We start from the raw sequence: 23,942 nt of genomic DNA on the forward strand, positions 1-23,942 counted from the left end.
CAAGGGGGCCGAGGCGATGTCCGGGGCCGTAGGAGCGGGAGTGTCGGGGACAGTCGGCTGACACCGCGGTTGCGCGCATGCCCTCCATCACAGACGAGCCCACGTCCTCGATCAACCACGGAAATCGCCAAGTTGTTCACCGATGGCGACATGGGAACGGTAGTGGGTGGGCATCCCTGTACCTGGACCCTACCAGCTGGTAGCCTCCGGCCCGTCAGAACCCGGCCCCGGTTGTGCCGCGTGCCTCCGCGGCAGCGCTCACAAGGAGGAGCCGTCTTGCGCGAGTTCAGCGTCCCGGCCATGTACTCCGTCCCCCCGGACGGCAACTTGGCGGACATCGTCGTCCGCAACGCGGAGAAGCACCCCGATCGGCCGGTGCTCGCACGCAAGATGTCCGGCCAGTGGCGGGACGTCACCGCCGCGGCCTTTCTGGCCGAGGTCAGGGCGGTGGCCAAGGGACTGGTCGCCTCCGGCGTTCGCCCCGGGGACCGGGTCGCCCTGATGTCCCGCACCCGCTACGAGTGGACCCTGGTGGACTTCGCGATCTGGTACGCGGGGGCGGTCTCCGTCCCGGTGTACGAGACCTCGTCGGCCGAGCAGGTCGAGTGGAACATCGGTGACTCCGGCGCCGTCGCCTGCGTCGTCGAGACCGCCGCACACCAGGTCGTCCTGGATGAGGTCGGATCCCGTCTTCCCGCGCTTCGGAACGTCTGGCAGTTCGAGGCGGGCGGCATCGACGAACTGATCGCCGCCGGGGCCGAGGTGAGGGACGACCGGCTGGAGGAGGCTCGCGCCTCGGCCGGCCCCGACTCCCTCGCCACCATCAACTACACCTCCGGCACCACCGGAAGACCCAAGGGCTGTGTGCTGACCCACCGCAACTTCCTCGCGGAGTGCGGCAACACCATCGCGCGCAACACCCCGCTGTTCCGCGAGGACTCCTCCGTCCTGCTGTTCCTTCCACTCGCGCACGTACTCGCGCGCGTGGTCGAGGTCGGTGCCATGATGGCTCCGGTCAAGCTGGGGCACGCCGGCGACCTCAAGAACCTCACCGAGGAACTCGCCCAGTTCCGACCGACTTTCCTGCTGGGCGTTCCCCGGGTCTTCGAGAAGGTGTACAACTCGGCGCGTGCCCAGGCCAGGGCAGGCGGCAAGGAGCGGATCTTCGAGATGGCGGCCGACACCGCCATCGCCTACAGCCGGGCCCTCGAAACGCCGTCCGGGCCCGGCCTCGGGCTGAAGCTTCGGCACGCGGTGGCCGACCGCCTTGTCTTCGGCAGGCTGCGCGCGGCCCTCGGTGGCCGCAGCACCCACGCCATCTCCGGTGGTGCCGCCCTCGGCGAACGTCTCGGCCACTTCTACCGAGGCCTCGGTCTCACCGTGCTTGAGGGCTACGGCCTGGCCGAGTCCTGCGCCGCCACCACCCTCAACCCCTGGGACCGGCAGAAGATCGGCACGGTCGGGTTGCCGCTGCCGTGCAGCTCGGTGAAGATCGCCGAGGACGGGGAGATCCTCCTCCGGGGCGACAACGTCTTCCAGGGGTACTGGAACAACGAGGAGGCGACCCGGACCGCCCTGGTCGACGGATGGTTCCACACCGGGGACATCGGCGCCCTCGACCAGGAGGGATATCTGCGCATCACGGGGCGCAAGAAGGAGATCCTGGTCACCGCGGGAGGCAAGAACGTGGCCCCGGCGGTGATCGAGGACCGCATCCGGGCACACGCCCTCGTCGGCGAGTGCATGGTCGTGGGCGAGGGCAGACCCTTCGTCGGTGCCCTGGTCACCCTGGACGAGGAGTTCCTGCCACGCTGGGCCGAGCAGCACGGCAAGCCGAAGGACACCCCCGTCTCGGTCCTGCGGAAGGACCCCGACCTGCTCTCCGAGATCCAACGCGCCGTCGACGACGGCAACGCGGCGGTCTCCAAGGCCGAGGCGGTCCGTGAGTTCCGCATCCTGGACAACCAGTTCACCGAGGCCTCCGGCCACTTGACGCCGTCCCTCAAACTGAAGCGAAGCGTCGTCATGCGGGACTACTCGGACGAGATCGAGGCCATCTACCGCTGATCCCCCCAGGATCGGCCCCGCCCCCACCTCGCCCGAGGAGGCGCCGGACCGCTCGGGTGTCCCGATGATGGACCTCGCGCCCGGGTCGGCGAGCCGTCCCACCGGACGGGGCCGGTGCGGGGCCGCACTCGTGTGAGGCGTCGGTGGGACGCCCGCCGCGGTCCGCCGCGGATCCGCACTTCTCGCGGAGGCTACGGCACGGTTCGAGTCGACGCCCGGGGCGAGGTAAGCCCGCCTGACCCTGGCCCGGATGGTGCCTCGCGGAGGGCGCCATTCCGGCCGGAGTTCACGGACGCTCCCGTCGGACGAGTGGAGTACCGGCGACCGAGGGCACGCCCCGGAGCGGTGGCTCGCCCTGCCGGGGCGGGACCGGGCGCCGACAGCATCGGCGGGAGGCGGAGGTGCCCGCCCGCCGCCCGGAGCGGGCGACGGGCGGGCACTTGCCCCGCCGGAATTGACATCGTTGTCAAGACGCTCTGGTCACTCCCGCCCTTCTCCGGCCGGCCGGCCGGGCTCGGCGGAAGTCCTCCCGCCGGGGCTCGCGGGCGCCCTACGGGGTGTAGACGGCCTCACTGCCGTACAGCTCTCGCGTGAAGGCCGATACGTCTGCGCTGCGATCGGTGCCGTCGAGGTTGTACGTCAGGAAGACGCCGTAGTCCTCGTCGACGGTGCGCTCGGCGAGGCGGGCGACCGTGCTCTGAGGCGTTCGACCGATCTCGACCGCCGCGGGCGACAGTCGTGACTTCGGCAGCGCGACGTTCGGGACCAGCCAGGTGCCGTAGTACGGGTTGAAGGAGTAGTCGAAGGAGGAGGAGATGTCGACGCCGCCGTAGGAGAGGCGCGACGCCGAGGGGCCGAAGTGGTAGAGGGTGATGATCTTGTCCGGCATGTTCGCCCTGAGCGCCGTCACCAGGTGCACGAACGAACTGGCGTTGGGCAGGCCGGTGCCGTTCGCACCGTACTCGGCGTACTCGTCATCGAAGTCGATGCCGTCGAGGCCGTACTCGGCGACCGTGTCCGACATTTCCTTGGCGAACGCGGAAGCCGCCTGCTGCGAGGGGAAGTTGGCGAACCCCGCCCCCTGGTGGTTGCCGAGCACGGAGAGCACGACCTTGATTCCCTGCCGTTGCAGCGGGCGTATCTCCGTCTCGGCGTTGTCCAGGACGCGCTGAACGTTCTCGTTGAAGTGCAGGTACGCCGACTGCGTCTCCGTGTCGTAGTTGATGTTCGCCGCGAAGATGATGGCGACGTCGAAGGCGTTCTCCCCGCTGTCGGCGAGCTTGTACTTGCCGACGTTGAGGATGCTGTTGTCGTTGACCTCGACGTAGGCCACCGAGATCGGCCCCTGCTTCGTGGAGGCGTCCATGGGCGCGGTCGCGGCGGACGCCCCGGTCGTGCCGAAGGCGAAGGCCGTGACAACGGCCGAGAGGGCGAGAGCCGCTGCCCTCGCCCTGTTCCGTACCAGATTGAACATCGTTGTTCGGTCTCCCGTCGTCTGGTCGGCGCCGACTTGTCGCGTGGCGCCGAGTGGGCTCTCCGAGTTTCTGCCTCTCCTGACGAGTGTCGAGATCGAGGTCGGAATCTTCACGACTTCCGCACAACGCCGACCCCCCTCGAATCGCCGGGGATTCCCCCCTCCAGCTGCGGGGAGTCGGCCAACGGCCGCGTTGCGGAGCTGATTTCGGCGTGCGGGGGCCGCCCCCACGCGCGCGCTCGGAGCCTCTGGCGTGCCAGAGGCTCCGAGCGGGGTCGACCTCCCCGGTGGGCGGGCTCAGACGGTGCCGGCGATCCAGCCGACCGTCTCCGTGGTGTGGGCCCCGTCCGAGGTGACCTCGCCGTGGGCGTGGAGCTCGTTGATGCGAATCTTGAAGCCGACGGGGGTGACGTCGGCGATGCGCAGGCCCGGGGTGTCGGGTCCGTTGAAGGTCTGGACGAACGGGATCACCACCACGGTGGACCCGTCCGGAAAGGCCGCGGGGAAGGTGACCTGGGTGAAGGAGGACGTGTCCCCACCCGCTACGGCCACGGGGCTGGAGGAGTTCAGTCGGAGTCGGCCGGTCTGGAACATGCTCACGGGCAACCACCTCTCGCCGTCCGGTGTCTGACGCGGTCTCGTTGAAGGCGCCTCACCGGTGCTTCGATCCCCTTTGTCGAAGGGGCCGTGTGGGATATGCCCGTGAAGAGAACGGTTTAGTGTCATGTTCAACTCTTCGGGTGGCCTTGCCGTGTATGGCCCGTGAGGGCGCGAACAGTCGTCGGACGCCTTCCGCTTCCGCCCTTCCACCGTCCGGCCCGAGAGGGCGCCCGGCGGCCTCTCGGGCGCCGGGCGTGGTCGGATCGTCCACAGACCCGACCGCCAGTCGATCCGAGTTCGGACAGGGGCGGTCCGACCGGGCGGCGACCGGCGTGTTCCGGGCTCTCACGTCCGCGGACGTGCCTCCGGAGGCTCCACGCCGGGTCCCCGACCGGCTGTCGCCGCGCGGCCCGGACCGGGGCCGTCCGCGTCCGCGTGTCAGCACGTCTTCCCCGGCTCGACCGCTTTGAGATCGAGGAGGTAGTCGTCCACGGCGTCGTCCACGCAGCCGCTGCCACGCCCGTACGCGGTGTGCCCGAGGGCGTCAAAGGTCAACAGCATGGCCTGGGGGAGTTGTCGGACCAGGCTCTCCGCCTCGTGGTAGGGCGTGGCCGGGTCGCCGGTGGTACCCACCACGAGGACCGGGGGCAGACCTTCCGCGACCACGCGATGCGGGCCGGGTCCACGCTGCGGCCAACCCCTGCACCCCAGTGCGGCGAGTACGCTCTCGGATCCGAAGTCGCCCTCGGCGAGGCGCGCTTCCTCCAAGGCCTTCCAATACTCCCGCGGGTCTTCGGGGTGGGGGATGTCGACGCAGTCGACCGCGGTGATGGCCACATCCGAATTGTCGGGCCGGCCTTCCTCCGTGACGTCCTGTCGACCGGCGTCCCGGCGTCGCGAGGTACCGCGGTCCGCGAACCCGTGCGCGGCCTCTGCCGAATCCTCCTCCCCGAGCGCGATCTCCAGGAGACCGGTCCCGTCGCCGGTGGCCGCCTCGCCCAAGGCGAGGGAGAGCGGCTCCCACTGGTCCTCGGGGGTGTACATCGACGTGACGAGGGCGTTGTGGAGTGTCTGCGGGTCGACTTCCCCGTACTCGCCGTCGGCCGGGAGCGGCTCTCGCGCGGTGCTCTCGTAGAGGCCTTGAACCAGTGCGCGGATGCCATCGGGTGTCTCGGCGGGACACGAGTCCCCTACCACTTCCGCGCAGTAGTCGGCGTAGTCGTCGACCGCTTGGCGGAACCCTGTGGCCTGGCTCGCCGCCCGCTCGGCCCAGCCGAGCGCCGGGTCGACGGCCCCGTCCAGCACCATGGCACGGACCTTCTCGGGGAACTGCTCGCCGAAGCTCGTGCCCAAGGCCGTCCCGTAGGACCATCCCAGATAGGTGAGTTCTTCGTCGCCCAGCGCCGCGCGGAGCACGTCCATGTCGCGGGCCGCGTCGAGAGTTCCGACGTGCGGAAGGATCGAGCCGCTGTGCTTCTCGCAGGCCCGCACCGTGCTCTCGGCCTCGGCAAGGGCGGCTTGGCGTTGTTCCTCCGTCGCGGGGTGGAGCGGACGTGGCGCGTCATCGGCCACCGTCCCGACCTCGTCCTCCGCGCCGCAGTCGACGGCGGGTTCGCTGCCCGCGACTCCCCGTGGGTCGAAACCGACGATGTCGAAGCGGGCACGTATTCGCTCGCCGAACAACTGGGCGCCACCGTCCTGGAGGAGGGCCACTCCGGACTCACCGGGGCCGCCGGGGTTGACGACCAGGGAGCCGACGCGGTCGGACCTGTCGGTCGCGGTGGTGCGGATGAGCGGGAGCGTGAAGGTGTCGCCGTCGCCCGGTGTCGAGTAGTCCATCGGGACTCGCAGTGTGGAGCACTCCTCGTCGCCGCAGGGCTCCCAGCTCAGCCTCTGGGTGTAGAAGTCGCGAAGTCCGGCGGAGGCGACCGGGTCGTCGGCCTCCGGGGCGTCGGAGGAATCTCCGGGCGTGCCGCACCCGTTGAGTGACGTGGCCGCGAGCGCTACCGCCAGGGCCAGGAGGACGGCGCCGCGAGGCCGACCGGGAGGAGTGGTCAAGGGATGCTCCGGAATCCGTGTGCGTCGCCGCGTCGTCCGGCGACCAGGACATGGTACGAAGCGCAACGCCGTCCACGGCAAGGAGAGGAGGGGTGCGCTGTGTCTGCGTACGGGGAGGACGAGTGGCGCCGGTGCGTGCCTTGGGCTCGGTAGGGTCGCGGTCCACTCCCGGGACCGCGACCGTCCGTCGGAGCCGGTGTCCTGGCGCTCCGGGCGCGATCAACGAGGAGCGGCGTGTGTTCGCTCCGGAATGCTCGGGGCGGGGCGCGTGCCACGCCTCTTCAGGACGGTCCAGCCGACGGCCAGGGCGATGCCCCAGACCGCGCCCACCACCAGGGAGATCCTGGAGTCCCGATCCCAGGCGATCATGCAGGTGACGCCGATCAGGAAGACCAAGGCCACCCAGCTGAACGTGGCTCCCCCGGGCGCGGGGAAGGCCGATGCCGGCAGGCGGCCCGCTTCGACGGCGCGGCGGTAGCGGATGTGGCTGACGAGGATCATCATCCAGGTCCAGATGCCCGCGGCGGTGGCCACGGAGACGACGTAGCCGAACGCCTTCTCCGGGACGACGTAGTTCAGGGCGACACCGACGCCCATGAGCGTGACCGAGACGGCGATGCCCACCGAGGGGGCCTTGCGCGCGTTCAGTCGTCCGAAGGACCGAGGTGCCTCGCCGTTGGAGGCCAGATCGCGGAGCATGCGCCCGGTGGAGTACATGCCCGAGTTGCAGGACGACAACGCGGCCGTCAGGACGACGAAGTTCACGACCCCCGCGGCGAAGGGTATCCCGATCTTCTCGAACGCGTGGACGAACGGGCTTTCCCCGGCCGAGAACTCGGTCCACTTCACGACCGAGAGGATCACCACGAGGGCGCCGACGTAGAAGATGATGATGCGCCAGGGCAGTGTGTTGATGGCCTTGGGGAGGGTCTTCTCGGGGTTCTCGGACTCGCCGGCGGTGACGCCCACCAGCTCGACGGCGAGGTAGGCGAACATGACCCCCTGGAGGGTCATCAGACTGGAGCCGATGCCGTTCGGGAAGATCCCGCCGTGCGACCAGAGGTTGGAGACCGTCGCCGTCTCTCCGGCTTCGGAGAATCCGAGAGTGAGCACGCCGAGACCGATCACGATCATGCCGATGATCGCGGTGATCTTGACCATGGAGAACCAGAACTCGACCTCGCCGAAGATCTTCACCGAGATCAGGTTGACGCCGAAGAGCACCACCAGGAACACCAGCGCGCTGACCCACTGGGGAATCCCGGGGAACCAGAAGTGCACGTAGATGGCGGCCGCGGTGAGTTCCGCCATGCCGGTGACGACCCACATGAGCCAGTACGTCCAGCCGGTCGCGAATCCGAAGAAGGGCCCGAGGAACTCGCGGGCGTATTCCGCGAAAGAGCCCGAGACGGGTCGGTAGAGCAGAAGTTCCCCGAGGGCGCGCATGATGAAGAAGATCACGACACCCGCGAGGGCGTACATGAGGATGATGCCGGGCCCCGCCTTGGCGATGTTCGCCCCGGCCCCCATGAAGAGGCCGACGCCGATGGCGCCGCCGATGGCGATCATCTGGACCTGACGGCTGCCGAGACCGCGCTCGTAGCCCTCCCGCGAGGTGTCGCCGGTCTCGCCGGCGTGCTTCTCGACCCGCAACGAGGTCATGGTGGACGCGCCTTTCTCCATGCCGGTCCGCACCGTGGTGACAGGGCCGTGGACCAGTCTCGATCCCCTGGATGCCAATGGAGTGCCACCGGCGCTCTGCCGGTCCGAGGGTCCCCTGGGGACATGGGTGACGCTCACGGCAGATCGTGAAGATGTATCACGGCGGGAATTCCGTTCGATACGCCTCAAGGTGACGCGCGCCACAAGATAAGGCCCGCAATATGCGCATAGGAGTATAAATCGGACACAGAGGCGATATGATCTTTGTTTGCATTTGACCGTTCACTGAATGAACCCCGACCTCGGAGGGGGCGTGTCCCATCGGGCAAGCCCACCTCCTGCATCGCCGGTTGGGGGTTCGGCGCCGGTCCGGCGCGTGTGTCCGGGCCTGGCACCGCACCCGTGCGAGGTCGCGCCCGCTGCCACGCGGGGCGTTCGGGGGCCTCGGGTGCCTTTCCGTTTCGCCGCGCGGTGCGGGCACGGGTGCCCGCCCATCCCCGCTCCGCGGGTCGTTGCCACGGGTTCGGCGGCCTTGGCGATGTCGACCGCCGCGTCGATGTGCCGGTCGGCAACAGTCCCGATGCCCCGCGGGTCCACTCGCGGACATGCGGATCGGGTCGTCCTCGACGCGCGGCGAGCACGCCTGACTGGTCGGCTCGCAATGGCCGATCCTCACGAAGGTGCGCACGTATCGGGCGGCCTCGGGCTCCGACATGGGGCATCCCGAGTCCCCGTCCGCCGCCCGAGGGGGCTGAGGTCGACAGCGCGGATTCGTGCACACGACCGAGGTCGGAACGGTTCCCAGATTCGCTTCACCACCGGGCCGAGTCCGGTTCGCCGCGAATGGAACCGGGCTGGCCAAGCCCCTGGTGCGCCGTCCGGGTTCTGGGGCGTCACCCGGATGGCCCCGATGGTCCGTTACGCCACGGGGCCCGCTCACCGGTGTCGATCGTTGCTCCTCACGGAGAGGAGTCGGGTGTCCGGAGCGTCGGTGCCCCCTCCCCAAGGGGGTGGTTGTGTGTCGCATATGTCGTGAACACAGGGAAGCACACGGTTCGCGGTCGAGTGCGCTGATGTGGATCCTGTGTCCGTGTTGTGTAACACATAAGGTTTCTGCGTCATGTGGCCCCGATCCGCCTCCACCATGGTGATCGCCCGGCCGGACGGCGGGGCAGCGCCAACCGGCAGGTGAATCCCCGCTCAGTGACGGACGGTTCGCCTGTCATGGAAGAGGAAGCTGGGGGATCGTCATGTCCCGTACCCACCGTGTCGCGTCGCTGATGACCACGGCCCTGCTCACGGGTGCCATGGTGTCGGCCGCCGCCGTACCGGCCTCCGCCGGCGAGTATCGCGGCCGCCGGGACCGCCACAGCGCGGTCGCGATCAGTGAGATCCAGTACAACGCTCCCGGTCGGGATCGTTGGAACAACCGATCGGTGAACCGAGAGTACTTCACCGTCAAGAACACCTCCCGTCGCAGCGTTCAAATGCGCAACTACACGGTGACCGACCGTCGGGGGCACACCTACCGCTTCCGCGGGCTGCGCCTGCGCGGCGGACAGGAGGTGGTCGTCCACTCCGGCTTCGGCCGTGACAACCGCCGTCACGTCTACCAGGACAGTCGCCGTCACCTCTACGACAACCGTCGTGGCGCACTCGTCCTGCGGGACAAGCGCGGCCACAGGGTCGACCGGTGCTCGTGGAACCGCTGGGACCGAGGTCACACCTACTGCTGACCTCGGCCACCGAGCCGAGCGCGTGAGCCGCTCGCCGGGTTCCTGCGGGGCCCGGCGAGCGGCTCACGCCGACGAGAGAGGCGTCGCCGACCATTCCCGACCGGTCTGATCCATGAAGAATCGGACGTCGCCATGATCACGACCCATGTCGCCGCCATGGCCCCGTCGGGGATGCCCGGCTCCGTCCCGACGACATCGTCCTGGTCACCTCGGCAGGCCCCCGTCGGGCATGCGCTCGTGCGATTCTCCGTCCGTGTCCGCGTCGCGCGGTCGGCGAACGCACGCCATCGACACAGTCCTGTTGTCGGCGACACGACCGAGGACGGGCGCGGAGTCGCCGCCGTCACGGGCTTCGCCGGTCCCGCCGACGACGCACCGGACGGTGGTGGTCAAGAGTCGGGTCGGGTGATGTGCGACCTGACTTCCGCGACGCGATCGACCAAGTCGCCGGCGGTGATGTCGATGAGCGTGAACCCGAACGCGCGGTAGCTCTGTTCGTGAATCCTCTCGAATGCCAACGCCTCTCGGAAGCCGATCCGTCGGGCGCTGGTGGGCTCGCAGAATCCAAGATTGCGGACGAAGAGCACCCGGGGCTCGTACACCTCGTCGCGAGTGATCCGTTCGATCTCGGTCGACAGCGCGCGCGACACCGGCCTTCCCCAGTAGGTCGCGAGCGCGTGTGTGCAGATCGGTGATCTGTCGAACACCTGCACGGGGCCTGTGGTGTGAGCTTCCAACTGCCTTTGCCTCTGCAGCTCGACGACCTCGTCGATGAAGGATGTTCGTGTCCACGGCTCGTCCTCGCCACGGGCCTGCGCCCGTTCGATGATCGTGGTCGCGGCTTCCTCGACGACGGGGTAGCCGTGCTCCGCCAGGCGCCTCAGGATGGACGTCTTGCCCGCGCCCGGTGTTCCGGTGAGTATGTGGCGTCGCATGCTCGGATGCCTCTCGTGTGTGGTGGTGGGGCCGGTCGGAGGTCGCCACCGGCGCTCGCCGCGGGTTCACCCGCTGGGGGCCCTTGTCTCCTGGGCCCGTCGGCGGCTCGGCTCCGTCCGTCGTGCTCGATACGATCATGGCCATGACTGCTTCGGAACCGACGATCCTGGCGACCTCCGGCGGACATCGGGTCGGCGGGCGAACCAGGGTGATGTTCGACGCCCTGGTGCACCACGCGGTCGACCTCTCCGGCGCGCACGGTCGGCGCCCACGTGTGATGTACGTCGGCACCGCCATCGGGGACGCCGAGCACTTCACGGCCCGCATGGCCGAGGCCGCGCGCACGGCGGGGTTCGACCTGACGCCCCTGCACCTGTTCCCCATGCCCAACCTGGAGGACATCGAGGGCTCGCTCCTCGATCACGACGTGGTCTGGGTCATGGGAGGCTCGGTGGTCAACCTTCTCGCGGTGTGGAGAGCTCACGGTCTGGACCGCGCAATGCGCCGGGCCTGGCGGGCCGGTGTCGTGCTCAGCGGAGTCAGCGCGGGCTCTCTCTGCTGGTTCAGGGGAGGCGCGACCGACTCGTTCGGGCCGGAGCTGTGTCCCGTGACGGACGCACTCGGCTTCCTGCCCTACGGCAACGGCGTCCATTACGACTCGGACCCCGGAAGGCGCCCGTTGATCCACCGGCTCGTGGCGGACGCGACCTTGCCTGCCGCGCACTGCACGGACGACGGAGTCGGCCTGGTGTACCGGGGGACGGAACTGGTGGAAGCGGTGACCGAGATTCCCGGCAAGGGGGCGTACATCGTCCAGAGTGACGGATCGGCGGTGGTGGAGGAGCGCGTCGAGCCCCGCAGGCTGGTGTAGGGGGATCTTGCCGTACGTCTTCGGGCGAAGCCGTCCCCCGCGCTCCGAGAACCCGCGAGTCGGCGGTCGTTGGGCGCCGCCCGTCCCGATTCCGCCGACGCCTCGGAGCGCGCGAGGGGCGCGGCGAGTCGGCAAGGGTGGCGGCCCGCTCGGTCACGTCCGTCGTCGGGGCGCCGACGGAGGGCGCGTGGACGGGGTGTCGTCGGCGTGCGCGTTCGCGAAGAAGTGGTGACTGTGTGTGGCGATGGCTGATCTCGCCGGTCTCGGGCGTGGATGTCCGTGATCGAGGAGGCACGGAGGCGGAGGTCGTCGCGCTGTCGTGTGACCTTGGCCAGTCCGGGGTGGCCCCAGGGCGACGACAGGGAGTAAAATACGTGCCTGCGGGTTTGTTTCAGTCTCCCCGGTCGGAACAGCACGGCCCGCCGAAACCGTTCGGCGGCAAGCAAGGAGGGAGTTCGCATGGCGCAGCAGGAGCGGGCGGTCAGGACGAGGCAGGCGATCCTGGAAGCGGCGGGCACGGTCTTCGCCGAGCGGGGCTACGGCTCGACGAGGATCTCGGACGTCTACCAGCGAGCGGGGATGACGAAGGGGGCCTTCTACTTTCACTTCGGCTCCAAGGAGCAGCTCGCCCAAGAGGTTCTGGACACCCAGATGGTCAGTCAGACCGGCTATCTCACCGGCTATACCCGCGAGGTGAAGCTGCAGGAGGTGGTGGACTCCGCGCTGCTCGTCGCCCACCGCCTTCACTTCGACAGTCTGCTGCAAGGCAGCATCAGGCTCTCCATCGACCAGGGCAGCGACCTGGATCGCAAGCCCCCCTACCGGGCATGGGTGGAGTTCCAGGCTCGCGCGCTGGGCGAGGCCGCGGAGCGCGGCGAGCTGCTGCCGGACATCGACACGCGCGCGTATGCAGAGCTTCTCGTCGGGGTCTTCTCCGGCATCCAGATCATGTCCGGAGTCATGACCGGCTGGGCCGATCTGGAGGAGCGGATCGCGCACCTGTACTCGGTCCTGATGCCCTTGATCGCCACGCCCGAGACCCTCGCGCGACTGGACATCAGCCCCGACCTCGGCAAGCGTCTCATGGCGGAGCACGGAGCGTGATTCGCGTCGCGGCGAGTTCTTCCATCGTCGCGACCGGTCGTGGGACGTCGATCCCAGTCCCCCGGAAGCGCCCTGACGGCCGTTCGCCTGGGGGCGCCCCGCACGGCGGTGGTCTCCGGGCGGGGCGCTCGCCGGTCGCTCCGGCCACGCCTGGCACGGACGTCTCGGGCTTGGGGTGTGCCCGCGGCGGTGCGGGGTGCGGCATCGGCCGTCGGGGCAGAGCCCTCACGAGCCGGCGCCCCCGACGACGGGCCGTCCCGGCGGCAGGCCGGCGGATGCTCGGTACCAGGGCACGCTCGTGGCGAAGTCGGCGGTGAAGTCGAGGGTCGGGCGGGCGTCCAGGAGGTTCCACAGTCGCGAGCTGTCGTACCAGTGGTCGACGGTCAGCAGGGAAAGCTTGCGTGGCCACGTCCCGTCCCCGGTGGCCCTCAGTCTTCCCGCGGCCTCTTCTCGCGTCACCTGTCCCCGAGGCGAAGGAAGGTCGAGGGCGCGCGAGGTGGCCCGAATCAGATCACGCGCCCGCACCGGTTCGGGGCGTCCGGCGTGCAACACCGCTCCTGCCGGCAGCTCGACCCGGGAGGCCAGGCTCGCGATGGCCCGGGCCAGATCCGAGACGCCGATCACCGAGACGCGTGCCAGCCCCCCGGCCACCCAGTGCGGCATCGCCCGGACGAACCTCGCGATCGCGGGAACCATCCAGACGTCGCCGCGGCCGTAGACGAGATGAGGTCGCAGGACCACTCCTCCCCAGGCCAGGACGCGTTCCTCCCCGGCCAGTCTGGTAACGCTCGTGGTGGACACGGGCCCGACCGGCAGATCGCCCTCACGTGCGCGCAGGTGCCGGCCATCCTGGTAGACGGCGGTGGTTCCCAGCTGGATCACTCTGCGGACGCCGGCCCGCTCGGCCTCGGCGAGCAGCGCTCCCGTCCCGATGTCGTTCACCTCTTCGCACCGGCGCTTGTCGCCCCCGATCCGCGAGGCCAGATGGAGCACCGTCTCCACTCCGTCGCAGACCCCACGAAGAGTGTCGGGGCTGTCGAGGCTTCCGCGGCGGACCTCGACCCCGGGGCCGCGCCCGAGGTGGGGCCGCCGGTGGGCCAGGAGGCGGATCGGTCGCGTGGCCCTTCCGGCGTTGCCCGCCGTCAGGAGGGCGACGACGTGGGATCCGACGAATCCTGTCGCGCCGGTGACGAGGATGCGCCCGCCATTCACCTTGCCGCTCCTTCGCGAAGACAGCTCCGGGTGAATTCGGGAAGTATTCCGAAAATTCTTGTGACGTGTTGTGTCGCGTCTGGTTCTGATAGCGTGCCGGCATGGAGAGAAAAGGTATTCTGGAGGGTCGGAACGCACTCATCACAGGAGCCAGCAGCGGAATAGGAGCAGCCGCCGCCAAGGTGTTTTGCCGGGAAGGCGCCACGGTCACGCTGGTCGCCCGCCGCGGAGATCGACTCGCCGCTCTCGCCGCGGAACTCCGCGGGCAGGGTTACCAGGCCGACCACGTCGTCGCCGATGTGGCGTGTGACGCGGAGGTGGCCGCGGCCGTTCGGCACGTGTCGCGGCGCTTCGGCGGACTGGATGTGGCCTTCAACAACGCGGGTGTCGGTGCGGCGAGAATTCCGATCCACAGAATGCCGGAAGAGATCTACGAAAGGATCATGGAGACGAATGTGAGAGGTGTCTGGAACTGTATGCGCCATGAGATCTCCGCAATGCTCGAAAAGGGAGGTGCCATCGTGAACACCAGCAGTACCGCCGGACTGGTCGCCACCCCGGTCGCGGCGCCGTACGTGGCCGCGAAACATGCCGTGCTGGGGTTGACGAAGGCCGCCGCCGCCGAGTACGCCACGCACGGCATTCGGGTCAACGCCATCACGCCGGGGGCGACACACAGCGAGATGATCGACGAGTGGATCGCGAGCGATCCCGATGCCGAGGACGCGTTGCTGGGGTCCGCGCTGCTGCCTCGGATCGCCGAGCCCGAGGAGATCGCGGAGGTCGCCGCGTGGCTGGGAAGCGATCGCTCGTCGTTCGTGGTGGGCGCCACGGTGCCGGTCGACGGCGGATGGACGGTCCGTTGACGGGTGGCTCGTGCGCCCGGCGGGGGTGGGAGAGCGGGGTCCCGTACGTCCCGACCGCGGCGGGGTCGCCGGCGGCGGTCGGGGGTTTCGGCGGACGGGGGTGCGCGCCGGTCTTGGGATCCGGTCGGGTGCCTGCCCGTGGCCGACGGCGCGTCAGGCGTGGTGGGCCCGCGGGGTGAGGACCCCGGTCGTGAGGTTCGGTGGGTTCTCGTTCCCTCGCCGTGCGAGAGGGCGGGCCTCGATCAGAGCGGGGTCGCGAGTCCGAACCGGATGACGAAGGCGGACTGTCGGTCCTGTTCTCCCGTCACCTCCAGCGACGGTGTCCCGTCCGGCCCCGTGGCCAGATGGGCGCGGATCCGGCAGGGGGCGCCGAACTCGACGTACTTCGCGCAGCTCACCTCGCAGGACGACGCCGACCACGGCCGACCGTCGAGGAGGGCGTGTCCGGCCTGTGCCGCCGCCTCCAACAGCACCATGGCCGGGACGTGATCGTTGCCGTGATCGAAGAAGAGTTCGTTGGTGGTGTCGGCCCGAAGCCACCACCTGTCCGGACTCCCGCCGGGGGAGAGCGCGGTGTCGCGGACATGGGCGCGGCGGACCGAGGCGGGGTCGACCGGCTCCGGCAGGGTGAGATGGGTCGGTGGCCAAGCCATGTCGCGCTTGTCGCCACGAAGGCGCCCGTACGCCGCGGGTGACACGACGCCGTATCGGGTCGAGCCCGCTCCGACGGTCCGCCCGTCGATCCGGATCTCCATTCCCAGGCGCACCTCCGCGGGGATTCGGCCTCGCAGCCGTATCTCGTCCACGCGCACGTCGAGTTCGAGGGCGGCGGGTGCGTGGGCCTTCTGCAGGAACCACGGATCGATGTGCTGGCCGATCTCCCAGACCACGAACTGGTGCCCGAGCGGCACGCCCAACTCCGCGTGGGAGACGAGCAGCCCCGCCTGGCGCACCGACTCGATGACGAGGGACGGAGTGTAGTGCGCGTCGCGCAGGAACAGCGGGTGCTGTGCGGGCCAGCGCAGGGACACGGTGAAGTGGTCCTCGGAGTTCCGCCTGATGCCGGTCGGGAGGACGTCGAGTGGCCGGGACCGATGCACGAGTTCCTTGGCCACGGGGTTCGTCGGCGGCGTCGTCGGCGGGGTTCCGCCGACCGGGACACGTCCCGCGCGTCCGCCCCGGTGGATGCCCTTCGGCCTTGCGACAGCGGTGTTCGGAGTCATCGCTCTTCCTTCTCTAAGCGAGTGAAGGTGCGTGGCGGGCCGGCTGATCCTGTCCCCCAGGCACGTAAGATACGTGCATGCGGGTTTGTTTTTCAATGGCTGAGAGCGGTTCTGTTGGCGCGGGGTACGCCTTCGCCGTCGGTGCGCGAGAAGGTCCTGGTGGTGGGGGTGTCGTCGCCGTTTCGCGAGGTGGCTTCGGGGTGCTGGACCGCCGACTTGCGCGGAGTGGTCGGCCTCGCGCTCCGGCGGCGTGCGCGGCCCCCCGTCCTCGGTGGTGGTTGGCCCGATGTCCTTCGTTCCGTCCTCGGGGGCCGGCTTCGGGGGTGTGGGTGGCGCGCTGTCGTGGTGGCGGGAATCGTTGTTTCCGATGCCGGTTGCATACCAGCAAGCGGGTTTGTTTTCCTGCTGGTGCGGGGCGGCCTCCTCGTCCCGGTGCCGAGGTCGGATGGGCGTCGATGGTCGCCTTGTGTGGCCGGAGGGCGCTCGATCGATAGGAAAATACAGCCATGCTGGTATGTTATGGGCCCGGGAGCGCGAGTCCGCAGAAGGGAAGCGTGACATGCAGATCCAACAGTTGCGTGCGTTCCGTGAGGTGGCCAGGGAGCTGAGCTTCACACGGGCCGCCAGAAACCTCCACTACGCCCAGTCGAGCGTGACGGCCCAGATCAAAAGCTTGGAAGAGGCCGTGGGAGCGCAGCTGTTCGACCGTACTAGACGTCAACTCTCCCTCACGGCAGCGGGTGTGAGTCTCCTGCCGCACGCCGATCGCATCATGGAGATCACCGAGGCCGCGCGCCGCGACGTGGCCCGCGCCAGACCTGGCGGACGCCCGACGACGGAGTCCGTGCCTCGGGGCCGTCCGCACGCCTTGGAGAGGCGGCGAGCCACGCGGCGGTTGCCGCTCTGAGCGCGGGGGACCGCCGAGGCGGTCCCCCGACACCGGGCGATCCTGGTGATCCGGGCGAGCCGTGGCGGGCCACGGCGCCCGGCTCAGGTGGGGAACGGCCCGAAGCCCGGAGCGGCTCGGTGGACCGGGGGCGACGCCAGGTCTCCTCTCGCTCTGTCCCCACCGGCGATCGCCCTTGCCGCCCGGCGGGGCCCCATTGCCCCGCCGACTTCGCGAGTCCCTCGGAGGCACAGGATGAGGCGAGTTGGCGGTCCGGGTCCCGCCGGCTGGAAGTCCAGACGGTGGCCGTGCTCGGGGACACGGGCGAGGGCGAATCGGAGGCCGGACGTGTGGCGGGCCACTTGGCGTGGCTCCGCCGGCTCGTGCCGCGGTGGCAACCCGCCCCCACGACCACTCCGACACTGCCGGATGCGCTGACGGGCGCTCCCGCCCCGGTGCGGGACGACGCCCCCGGCGGACCGGCGTGCGACGCGCGCGGCGGTGCCGACCGCCCGCCATCCGATCGATTCGCCGTGCCGGCGCGACGCGGACGTCCATCCGACGGGGGTGGAGGAACGCGTCGGCGGCCCCTCGGGGCGGAGGACCGCACATCGGCCCCGCCCCGGCACCGCCGGGCCGCGGCTCAGGGCGACGAGAGCAGGACAGGACGAGGAGAGAAGACATCATGAACGAGGCCACGCCGACCGGCGGTTCCTCGGCCGATGCCGAACCCACCCCGCTGAGAGTGGGAGCGTTGGGCCGACTCGAGGTCCGCGCGGGGGGAGAGGACCGCACTCCGACGGCGCCGATGGCTCGCCGCGCGCTGGCGGTGCTGCTCTTGCACGCCAACCGCTCGGTGTCGATGTCGACGTTGGTCGACGAGTTGTGGGAGGCCGATCCACCGCGGCTGGCACGCAAGACCGTCCAGACGTACGTGTACCAGATTCGCAGGGCTCTGGAGCCCGCCGGTGTCGCCGTCGGCCTCGCCCGACGGCTGCGCACCGAGCCCGGAGGCTACCGTCTCGTCCTGCGCCCGGGGGAGTTGGACCTGTGGGAGTTCGAGCATCGTGTCGCCCAGGCTCGCGTCGCCCTGAGCGAGGGGAACCCCGCCAGGGGGGTCGGGCTGCTGAACGCCGGACTCCGCCTCTGGCGTGGCGAGCCGTTCTCGGGCGTGGCGGCGGGCCCGTCGGTCACGGGTCGGATCGCCCAACTGGCCGACACGCGGCTCGCGGCACTGGAACTGCGCATCGAGGCGGAACTGCGCCTGGGGCGCCATCACACACTGATCGGCGAGTTGCGGGCGCTGACGGCCGATCACCCCCTCAACGAGCGTTTCGCCGCACAGTTGATGACGGCGGCCCACTGGTCCGGCCGGCGTGGTGCGGCCCTCGACGCCTTCGCTCGACTGCGTCGCGGTCTGGCCGCCGAACTGGGTGTCGAGCCCTCCCAGGAGCTTCAGGATCTGCAGCGCCAGGTGCTCACGGCCCGGGCGCCCAGGGGATCGACGTCGGTCGACCGGTGGACGGTGCCCGAGGTGGACGAGGCCGGCCCGGCCGTCTTGCCCGGGTCGACGGCGCCGCCGTGGTTCCCGCCGTCCGACCTGGTGGGCCGCTCCGCGGAGATCGACACGATCCTCGGATACCTGGATGGAGCGGGACCGCGCGTCGTCACCCTGCTAGGCCCCGTGGGCGTCGGCAAGAGCGCCTTGGCCGAGCATGTGGCCCACCTGCTGCGCGACCGGTTCCCCGACGGTCTGTTGTACGCGCGGCTGCACGATGGTGTCGAGCCCCGGGAACCGATGGGGGTGCTCCGTGCCCTGCTCCACTCGGCCGGCGTGTCGGAGGGCCTCGATGCCCGAAGCCGCTCGGAGGAGCTCCTCGGGGTTTTCCACGAGTGGGCGTCGAGGCGTTCGGTGCTGCTGCTCCTGGACGACGCCGCGGGAACAGACCAGGTGCTGCCGCTGTTGCCGGGGGGCGCGCGCAGCCTGGCCCTGGTGACGTCGCGCATCCGCCTGCCCGGCATCGAGGGCGCGCTCACGCTCTCGCTGGAGCCGCTGGAGAACGCCGAGGCTGCCGCCCTCTTCGCCCGGGTCTCCGGGGTGCGGGCGATCGGCGGGGAGTCGGCCGCCCTGCGGGAGGTGGCGGAACTCGTGGGAAACCTGCCGCTGGCGCTCCGCGCGCTGGCGGAGAGGTTCGCCGCCCGTCCGATGTGGACGCTGCCCGATCTCGTGGCCGGACTGCGCGACGAGGGGCGACTGGCGGCGGAGCTTCTCGACGACTCCCGCAACGCCTTGGCCGCGGCGATCGGCGCCATCGCCCGGCTCTCCCCGCCATTGCGCCGTGCCCTGCGCCTCCTCGCCTCCGCGCCCGGCCCCTTCGACACCGCCGAGGCCTGTGAGCTGCTCGACCGCGACACCTGGTCCGCCCAGTCCGTCGTCGGTCGGCTGCTCGATCGTCACCTGGTGGCGGCCCTGGCCCCCGCGACGGACGCCGCCGGCCCCGTGACCTTCCGGGTCCACCAGTTGATCCGGATGGCGATCGCCCAGGAGCCGTCGGGCGCGCGGGTGGTGCCGCTGGGCGGGCCCGTCGCCGCCGGTCGGGTCGCGGTCGCGCGATGACCCGCGCGGAACCCGGATCCCGGACGTCGTCACTCCTGGCGCGGGTTCGACGGAGCGAGCGAGCGACCGACGGCAGCCGGAGCGCGCCGGCCGGAACCTCATCCTTCGACATGACCGAACGGGGCGCCGTCCAAGACCGCCCACCTGGGGCTTTGCCAGGCCTTGGCCGCTTCTTGGACCCACGCGCCGAACCTATCGGAACAGCGAACGCAGGCCGACAACCGGAACGAGCGGCGAGGTGTATTGCGATGCGAACGACGACGAGACCGCCCGACTGGACGCCCCGGGACCCGTGGCGGGACAGTGGCCCCTCCGGGAACCCCGCGGTCGTCCTCGCGGACCTTCTCCCCGCGCTCTTCGCCTCCCTGCCCCGCAGGGACCAGCGTCGGCGTGGAGCGGACTATGTGCGAGGCCTGTTGGGGGCGCGGGGACGCAAATCCATCCGCAACATCTCCTCCTTGTTCGGGGGCGAGTCGGCCGAACAGAGCCTGCACCACTTCATCAGCGGCTCCACCTGGGACTGGGTCCCGGTGCGCCGCGCCCTCGCCCGACACGTCGAGGAGGCCCTGCCCGCTCGCGCCCACGTCCTGAGGCCGCTGGTGATCCCGAAGGCCGGCGCCAGCTCCGTGGGTGTGGACCGGCGCTTCTGCCCCCTGCGCGGCCAGGTCGTGAACGCGCAGAACGCGGTCGGTGTCTGGGCCGTATCGGACGACGGTGCCACGCCGGTCAACTGGCGACTCCACCTGCCCGATGCCTGGCTGGACGACGCCTCGCGACGCCGACAGGCGTCGATCCCCGACTCCGCCGTCGCGGAGACACCGGATCAGTGCGCCGTCGAGGCCTACGCCGACCTCGCCAGAGGGTGGGGACTTCCCCCCCGACCGGTTGTCGTGGACGCCCGCGGCGCCGATCTGAGGCACACCGCACGGCGGCTCTCGGCGACGGGCGCGCCGATGCTGCTGCGCATCGGCGCGGGCGAGCGCCTCACCGTCACCGATCCCGGGCTTCCCCGCCTGCCCCCACACCTGACGGCACAGCAGATCATGACCGTGGCACGACCGTTACGCCACCCCGTGATCGAGCGGAGGTCGGGCGGCATCGGCGCGGCCGGTGCCGTCTTGACGGCGCGGGTGCGAGTGGCGGTGCCCGCCGGACCCGGGTCGGCCCGTCGGGCCGATCGCGAGATGGTCCTCCTCGGGGTCGGGGAGACCGGCGGTCACTGGCCCGGGGAGCTCTGGCTCACCGACGTGCCCGGGGCGCACCCGGCCCGACTGCTGCGGCTCACCCGGCTGGCCCTCCGTGTCGAGGGAACCTACTCCCACGTCGCGGAGGGCGTCGGCCTCAGCGACTTCTCGGGCCGGTCCTTCAGCGGTTGGCACCGTCACGTCACGCTCGTCTCCGCGGCACACGCGATCAAGGTGCTGTCGGGGACGGCCGACATCGGATGGGCCGCCGAGGAGGCGCGAGCCACGGCCTGAGCCGCGGTGAGGGCACTCTAGGGCGGGCGAGCGGACGGATCGTTCGGATCGCGGTCGTTGCGTCAGGTCCGGGGCGGGGAGGAATCCGGACCTGACGGACCGACGGTGTCATCTGACGGATTTCCGGCCGTCCGATGGCAGCTCCGGGGCTTCGGACACACGATCGGCGGAAACCTCACCGCCCCGAGTGTCCAGGAGTTCCCATGGCCGGAACGGCACCGAACGTCACCGGTCCGCGGGCCGCCGTCGAGGCGTCCGCGGCCCGGCCGCCGACATCGAACGCCGCTCGTCCGGTGGTCGGCACCCGCGCCGGCCTCGTCGCGGGTGAACGAGTCGACGGCGTCGCGGTGTTCCGCGGGATTCCCTACACCAGGCCACCGGTGGGCCCCCTGCGGTTCGCCTCGCCCCGGCCCCCGCGGCCCTGGCGGGGAGTGCGCGAGGCGGTGCGCCCCGCGCCGGCCTGCTGGCAGTCGCCGTTGCCGAATCGGCCTTCGCCGCGCAGTGGCGAGGGCGCGCTCCACGCCAACGTCTGGACCCCCGACACCCGTGGATCGCGTCCCGTCCTGGTGTACGTCCACGGCGGTGGATGGGCCACCGGATCGGGCAGCCTGCCCACCTACGACGCCACACGCCTCGCCTGCCGCGGCGATCTGGTGGTCGTCACCTTCGACTACCGACTGGGCGTCTTCGGGTTCGGGCTCCACGAGTCGCTCGCCGATCACGAGACCGGCGAGTTCGCCAACTGGGGGCTGCAGGACCAAAGGGCACTGCTGTCCTGGGTCCACGAGAACGCGGCGGCCTTCGGCGGGGATCCCGGCAACGTCACGCTGTGCGGGACCTCCGCCGGCGCCGCCTCCGTGTGGCAGCTGGCCTGCCTGCCGCAGACCCGTGGGCTGATTCGGCGGATCGTGCCCATCAGCCCCAGCCACGCCCTGGCACCCGCCACCTCGTTGACCCGCGAGGACGCCCGCACGGTGCACGAGACGCTGGCCAGGAGCCTCGGCACCACCGTGCCCGGCTTGCGCGACGTCCCCGCGAATTCCCTCGGCGATGCCTGGCACCGCCTCTTCGCGGGCCCCCCGGACAGCCGGATCGTCGGGAGCGGCCGATGGTACAGGGGCCCGGTCGTCGACGGTCGCACGATGCCGGCCCACGCCCACGACCTGCCCACCGTGGACCTGCCCGTGATGTCCGTCCACACCCGCACCGAGGGGTCCTTCTACACCGGCCCCGCCTCTCCCCAGCCCGCGCCCGCCCCGAACGGGCCCCACTCGCTGAGGCGGGCCGTCCTGGACGTCCTGCGGCTCGTGTCGCCGGCAGCCGACACCGATCTCGCCGACACCTGCGTCGGCGCCTACCGGGAGGTCGCGTCGCGCGCCGGACTCCGTGAGGACCCCCGGTCGCTGTGGACCGAGATCTGGGGCGATCTGATGTTCCGACACCACACCGTGCGCTTCGCCGAGCGCCACGCCCGCCTCGGCACCACGCCGTGGTACGCCATGGAGTTCGCCCACCCGGCGCGGCCACCGCATTTCGGCACACCGCACGAGGCCACGTCACCGTTCCTCTTCGGCACCCACCGACGGCCCCCGTTCGCCTCGGTGTTCGGCGACGGCCCGGTCGAACGGCTGCTCTCGGACCTCCTCGTCGACGCGGTGGCCGCCTTCGCCCGCACCTCGTGCCCCAGGACCCCCGCCCTCGCCCACTGGCCCCCTTTCACCCCTCACGGCCCCAGCCTCCTCGTCCTCGGCGGCACCTCGACCGCGGACGTCGTCGTCCCCGACTACCCGCAGCTGCGGATATGGGACCTCGTCGGTCGGGTGCCCCGCTCCTGACCGATCCCGCCGGCCCGCCCCACCGGTCGGCGGCACACCGGGCCGTTCGGGGGGTCGGCCACTCGAAAGACCCTCGCGTCTCGCCCGAGACGCGACGAAGCGCGCGTCACCCACCTCGATGGAGGCAGACCCATGGAACAGACCCCGACCAGTGTGCGGGCCAGACCCGCACCGCAACAGCCCCGATGGGACGACGTCGAGCAGGTACGCCGGGTGCGAGCCGAGCTGGCGAGTCGACCCGCCCTGGTGCGGGCCTCCGACGTCCGCGACCTCCGCTCCCACCTGGCCCGCGTGGCCGCGGGCGAGGCCCTCGTGGTGCAGGCGGGGGACTGCGCGGAGGACCCGGACGACAGCGGTCCGCAGACCGTGGCCCGCAAGGCCGCGGTCCTCGACCTCCTCGCCGGCACCCTGCGCCTGGCCACCGGAAAGCCCGTGATACGCGTGGGCAGGATCGCGGGCCAGTTCGGCAAGCCACGCTCCAACGACACCGAACTCGTCGACGGGGTCACCCTGCCCGTCTACCGAGGCCACATGGTGAACGACCCCGAGCCCTCCGTGGAAGGACGCAGGCCCGATCCCCTCAGGCTGCTCACCGGCTACATGGCCGCGGACGACATCATGCGCCACCTCGGATGGCGTCGCCCCGACCCACGCGCCGCGATCGACGCCACGGTCTGGACCAGCCACGAGGCCCTTCTCCTCGACTACGAGACCCCTCTGGTGCGGCAGGAGAGCGACGGTCCGCTGCTTTCCTCCACGCACTGGCCCTGGATAGGCGAACGCACCCGACGGGTCGACGGCGCGCACGTGGCGCTCCTCGCCGAGACCGTCAACCCGGTCGGCTGCAAGGTCGGGCCGAAGACCACCCCGGCGCAACTGCTCGCGCTGTGCGCCCGACTCGATCCCCGTCGCGAGCCGGGGCGACTCACCCTCATCGCCCGAATGGGAGCCGACACCGTCGCCGCCGCCCTGCCCGCCCTGGTCCGGGCCGTGAGGGACGCGGGCCACCCCGTGGTCTGGCTCACGGACCCCATGCACGGCAACACCGTCACCACCCGACAGGGCCTCAAGACCCGTTTCGTGGAGACCATCGAACGCGAGGTGATCGCCTTCCGCGCGGCGGTCGCCGACAACGGCGGCATCCCGGGCGGACTCCACCTGGAGACCACCCCCGACGTCGTCACGGAATGCGCGCCCAGCGAGGCCGCCGCCGACTCCGTGGGCGACGTCTACGCGACGCTCTGCGACCCGCGACTCAACCCGGCACAAGCCCTCTCCGTGGTGTCCGCCTGGAGCGCGTGACCGCCACCGCACACC

At 70.6% G+C, this 23,942-nt stretch carries 17 protein-coding genes; 10 read left to right on the plus strand and 7 right to left on the minus strand.

Annotation, left to right across the window (positions count from 1 at the left end; translation table 11 throughout):
- Window positions 1-276 precede the first annotated feature (276 nt).
- The gene (locus JEK78_RS22380; RefSeq protein WP_200261974.1) at window positions 277-2,067 is read left to right on the plus strand and encodes a long-chain fatty acid--CoA ligase; all 1,791 of its coding nucleotides are present in this window, start codon (window positions 277-279) and stop codon (window positions 2,065-2,067) included.
- Window positions 2,068-2,617: 550 nt separating this feature from the next.
- Here the strand turns inward: JEK78_RS22380 and JEK78_RS22385 are convergent.
- The 4 genes from JEK78_RS22385 to JEK78_RS22400 form a co-directional block, all read right to left on the minus strand.
- Window positions 2,618-3,541, minus strand: a complete 924-nt coding sequence (locus tag JEK78_RS22385) for an endo-beta-N-acetylglucosaminidase H (RefSeq protein WP_200261975.1) — start codon at window positions 3,539-3,541, stop codon at window positions 2,618-2,620.
- Between the two features lie 297 nt (window positions 3,542-3,838).
- Window positions 3,839-4,135 (minus strand): hypothetical protein, encoded by a 297-nt coding sequence (locus JEK78_RS22390; RefSeq protein ID WP_242483441.1) that lies wholly within the window; start codon window positions 4,133-4,135, stop codon window positions 3,839-3,841.
- A gap of 444 nt (window positions 4,136-4,579) precedes the next feature.
- The gene (locus JEK78_RS22395; protein WP_200261977.1) at window positions 4,580-6,199 is read right to left on the minus strand and encodes an alpha/beta hydrolase; all 1,620 of its coding nucleotides are present in this window, start codon (window positions 6,197-6,199) and stop codon (window positions 4,580-4,582) included.
- A 219-nt stretch (window positions 6,200-6,418) separates the two neighbouring features.
- Window positions 6,419-7,861 (minus strand): amino acid permease, encoded by a 1,443-nt coding sequence (locus JEK78_RS22400; RefSeq protein WP_200264310.1) that lies wholly within the window; start codon window positions 7,859-7,861, stop codon window positions 6,419-6,421.
- Window positions 7,862-9,111: 1,250 nt separating this feature from the next.
- Between JEK78_RS22400 and JEK78_RS22405 the strand changes: the two genes are divergently transcribed.
- The gene (locus JEK78_RS22405) at window positions 9,112-9,597 is read left to right on the plus strand and encodes a lamin tail domain-containing protein (protein ID WP_242483186.1); all 486 of its coding nucleotides are present in this window, start codon (window positions 9,112-9,114) and stop codon (window positions 9,595-9,597) included.
- A 389-nt stretch (window positions 9,598-9,986) separates the two neighbouring features.
- Here JEK78_RS22405 and JEK78_RS22410 read toward each other — a convergent pair whose 3' ends face one another.
- Window positions 9,987-10,532 (minus strand): AAA family ATPase, encoded by a 546-nt coding sequence (locus JEK78_RS22410; protein ID WP_200261978.1) that lies wholly within the window; start codon window positions 10,530-10,532, stop codon window positions 9,987-9,989.
- A 143-nt stretch (window positions 10,533-10,675) separates the two neighbouring features.
- On the opposite strand from JEK78_RS22410, the gene JEK78_RS22415 reads away from it, so the two are divergent.
- Both JEK78_RS22415 and JEK78_RS22420 read left to right on the plus strand, forming a co-directional pair.
- Window positions 10,676-11,404: a peptidase E gene (locus JEK78_RS22415; protein WP_200261979.1), complete on the plus strand. Its 729-nt coding sequence runs from the start codon at window positions 10,676-10,678 to the stop codon at window positions 11,402-11,404.
- Window positions 11,405-11,863: 459 nt separating this feature from the next.
- Complete coding sequence (locus JEK78_RS22420) at window positions 11,864-12,508, plus strand: ScbR family autoregulator-binding transcription factor (RefSeq protein WP_200261980.1); 645 nt, start codon at window positions 11,864-11,866, stop codon at window positions 12,506-12,508.
- A gap of 225 nt (window positions 12,509-12,733) precedes the next feature.
- Here the strand turns inward: JEK78_RS22420 and JEK78_RS22425 are convergent, their stop codons facing one another.
- Window positions 12,734-13,720 carry an NAD(P)-dependent oxidoreductase gene (locus JEK78_RS22425; protein ID WP_200261981.1) on the minus strand — a complete coding sequence of 329 codons (987 nt, stop codon included), beginning with the start codon at window positions 13,718-13,720 and terminating at the stop codon, window positions 12,734-12,736.
- Between the two features lie 101 nt (window positions 13,721-13,821).
- Between JEK78_RS22425 and JEK78_RS22430 the strand changes: the two genes are divergently transcribed.
- Window positions 13,822-14,586 carry an SDR family oxidoreductase gene (locus JEK78_RS22430; protein WP_200261982.1) on the plus strand — a complete coding sequence of 255 codons (765 nt, stop codon included), beginning with the start codon at window positions 13,822-13,824 and terminating at the stop codon, window positions 14,584-14,586.
- Window positions 14,587-14,828: 242 nt separating this feature from the next.
- On the opposite strand, the gene JEK78_RS22435 is transcribed toward JEK78_RS22430, so the two are convergent.
- Complete coding sequence (locus JEK78_RS22435; RefSeq protein ID WP_200261983.1) at window positions 14,829-15,809, minus strand: ScbA/BarX family gamma-butyrolactone biosynthesis protein; 981 nt, start codon at window positions 15,807-15,809, stop codon at window positions 14,829-14,831.
- Between the two features lie 559 nt (window positions 15,810-16,368).
- Here JEK78_RS22435 and JEK78_RS22440 point away from each other — a divergent pair.
- The 5 genes from JEK78_RS22440 to JEK78_RS22460 all read left to right on the plus strand — a co-directional run bounded on the left by JEK78_RS22440 (window position 16,369) and on the right by JEK78_RS22460 (window position 23,927).
- The gene (locus JEK78_RS22440) at window positions 16,369-16,716 is read left to right on the plus strand and encodes a LysR family transcriptional regulator (protein WP_200261984.1); all 348 of its coding nucleotides are present in this window, start codon (window positions 16,369-16,371) and stop codon (window positions 16,714-16,716) included.
- A gap of 664 nt (window positions 16,717-17,380) precedes the next feature.
- Entirely contained in the window at window positions 17,381-19,312 is a 1,932-nt protein-coding gene (locus JEK78_RS22445; RefSeq protein ID WP_200261985.1) for an AfsR/SARP family transcriptional regulator, read from the plus strand.
- A gap of 248 nt (window positions 19,313-19,560) precedes the next feature.
- Window positions 19,561-20,790: a transposase gene (locus JEK78_RS22450; protein WP_242483187.1), complete on the plus strand. Its 1,230-nt coding sequence runs from the start codon at window positions 19,561-19,563 to the stop codon at window positions 20,788-20,790.
- A gap of 203 nt (window positions 20,791-20,993) precedes the next feature.
- On the plus strand, window positions 20,994-22,625 hold the full coding sequence (locus JEK78_RS22455) for a carboxylesterase family protein (protein ID WP_200261986.1): 1,632 nt from the start codon (window positions 20,994-20,996) through the stop codon (window positions 22,623-22,625).
- Window positions 22,626-22,757: 132 nt separating this feature from the next.
- A complete protein-coding gene (locus JEK78_RS22460; protein WP_200261987.1) occupies window positions 22,758-23,927 on the plus strand; it encodes a 3-deoxy-7-phosphoheptulonate synthase in 1,170 nt (389 codons plus the stop codon).
- The last annotated feature ends 15 nt before the right edge of the window (window positions 23,928-23,942 follow it).

Origin of the sequence: Streptomyces sp. HSG2 (assembly GCF_016598575.1) — a bacterium.
Lineage (GTDB): Bacteria > Actinomycetota > Actinomycetes > Streptomycetales > Streptomycetaceae > Streptomyces.

Excerpts from the sequence above, each read along its gene's own strand:
- JEK78_RS22415 (WP_200261979.1), top strand. The coding sequence starts at position 10,676 with ATGACTGCTTCGGAACCGACGATCCTGGCGACCTCCGGCGGACATCGG.
- JEK78_RS22430 (WP_200261982.1), top strand. The coding sequence starts at position 13,822 with ATGGAGAGAAAAGGTATTCTGGAGGGTCGGAACGCACTCATCACAGGA.
- JEK78_RS22400 (WP_200264310.1), bottom strand. The coding sequence starts at position 7,861 with ATGACCTCGTTGCGGGTCGAGAAGCACGCCGGCGAGACCGGCGACACC.
- JEK78_RS22385 (WP_200261975.1), bottom strand. The coding sequence starts at position 3,541 with ATGTTCAATCTGGTACGGAACAGGGCGAGGGCAGCGGCTCTCGCCCTC.
- JEK78_RS22460 (WP_200261987.1), top strand. The coding sequence starts at position 22,758 with ATGGAACAGACCCCGACCAGTGTGCGGGCCAGACCCGCACCGCAACAG.
- JEK78_RS22420 (WP_200261980.1), top strand. The coding sequence starts at position 11,864 with ATGGCGCAGCAGGAGCGGGCGGTCAGGACGAGGCAGGCGATCCTGGAA.
- JEK78_RS22435 (WP_200261983.1), bottom strand. The coding sequence starts at position 15,809 with ATGACTCCGAACACCGCTGTCGCAAGGCCGAAGGGCATCCACCGGGGC.
- JEK78_RS22390 (WP_242483441.1), bottom strand. The coding sequence starts at position 4,135 with ATGTTCCAGACCGGCCGACTCCGACTGAACTCCTCCAGCCCCGTGGCC.
- JEK78_RS22450 (WP_242483187.1), top strand. The coding sequence starts at position 19,561 with ATGCGAACGACGACGAGACCGCCCGACTGGACGCCCCGGGACCCGTGG.
- JEK78_RS22410 (WP_200261978.1), bottom strand. The coding sequence starts at position 10,532 with ATGCGACGCCACATACTCACCGGAACACCGGGCGCGGGCAAGACGTCC.
- JEK78_RS22405 (WP_242483186.1), top strand. The coding sequence starts at position 9,112 with ATGTCCCGTACCCACCGTGTCGCGTCGCTGATGACCACGGCCCTGCTC.
- JEK78_RS22440 (WP_200261984.1), top strand. The coding sequence starts at position 16,369 with ATGCAGATCCAACAGTTGCGTGCGTTCCGTGAGGTGGCCAGGGAGCTG.
- JEK78_RS22455 (WP_200261986.1), top strand. The coding sequence starts at position 20,994 with ATGGCCGGAACGGCACCGAACGTCACCGGTCCGCGGGCCGCCGTCGAG.
- JEK78_RS22445 (WP_200261985.1), top strand. The coding sequence starts at position 17,381 with ATGAACGAGGCCACGCCGACCGGCGGTTCCTCGGCCGATGCCGAACCC.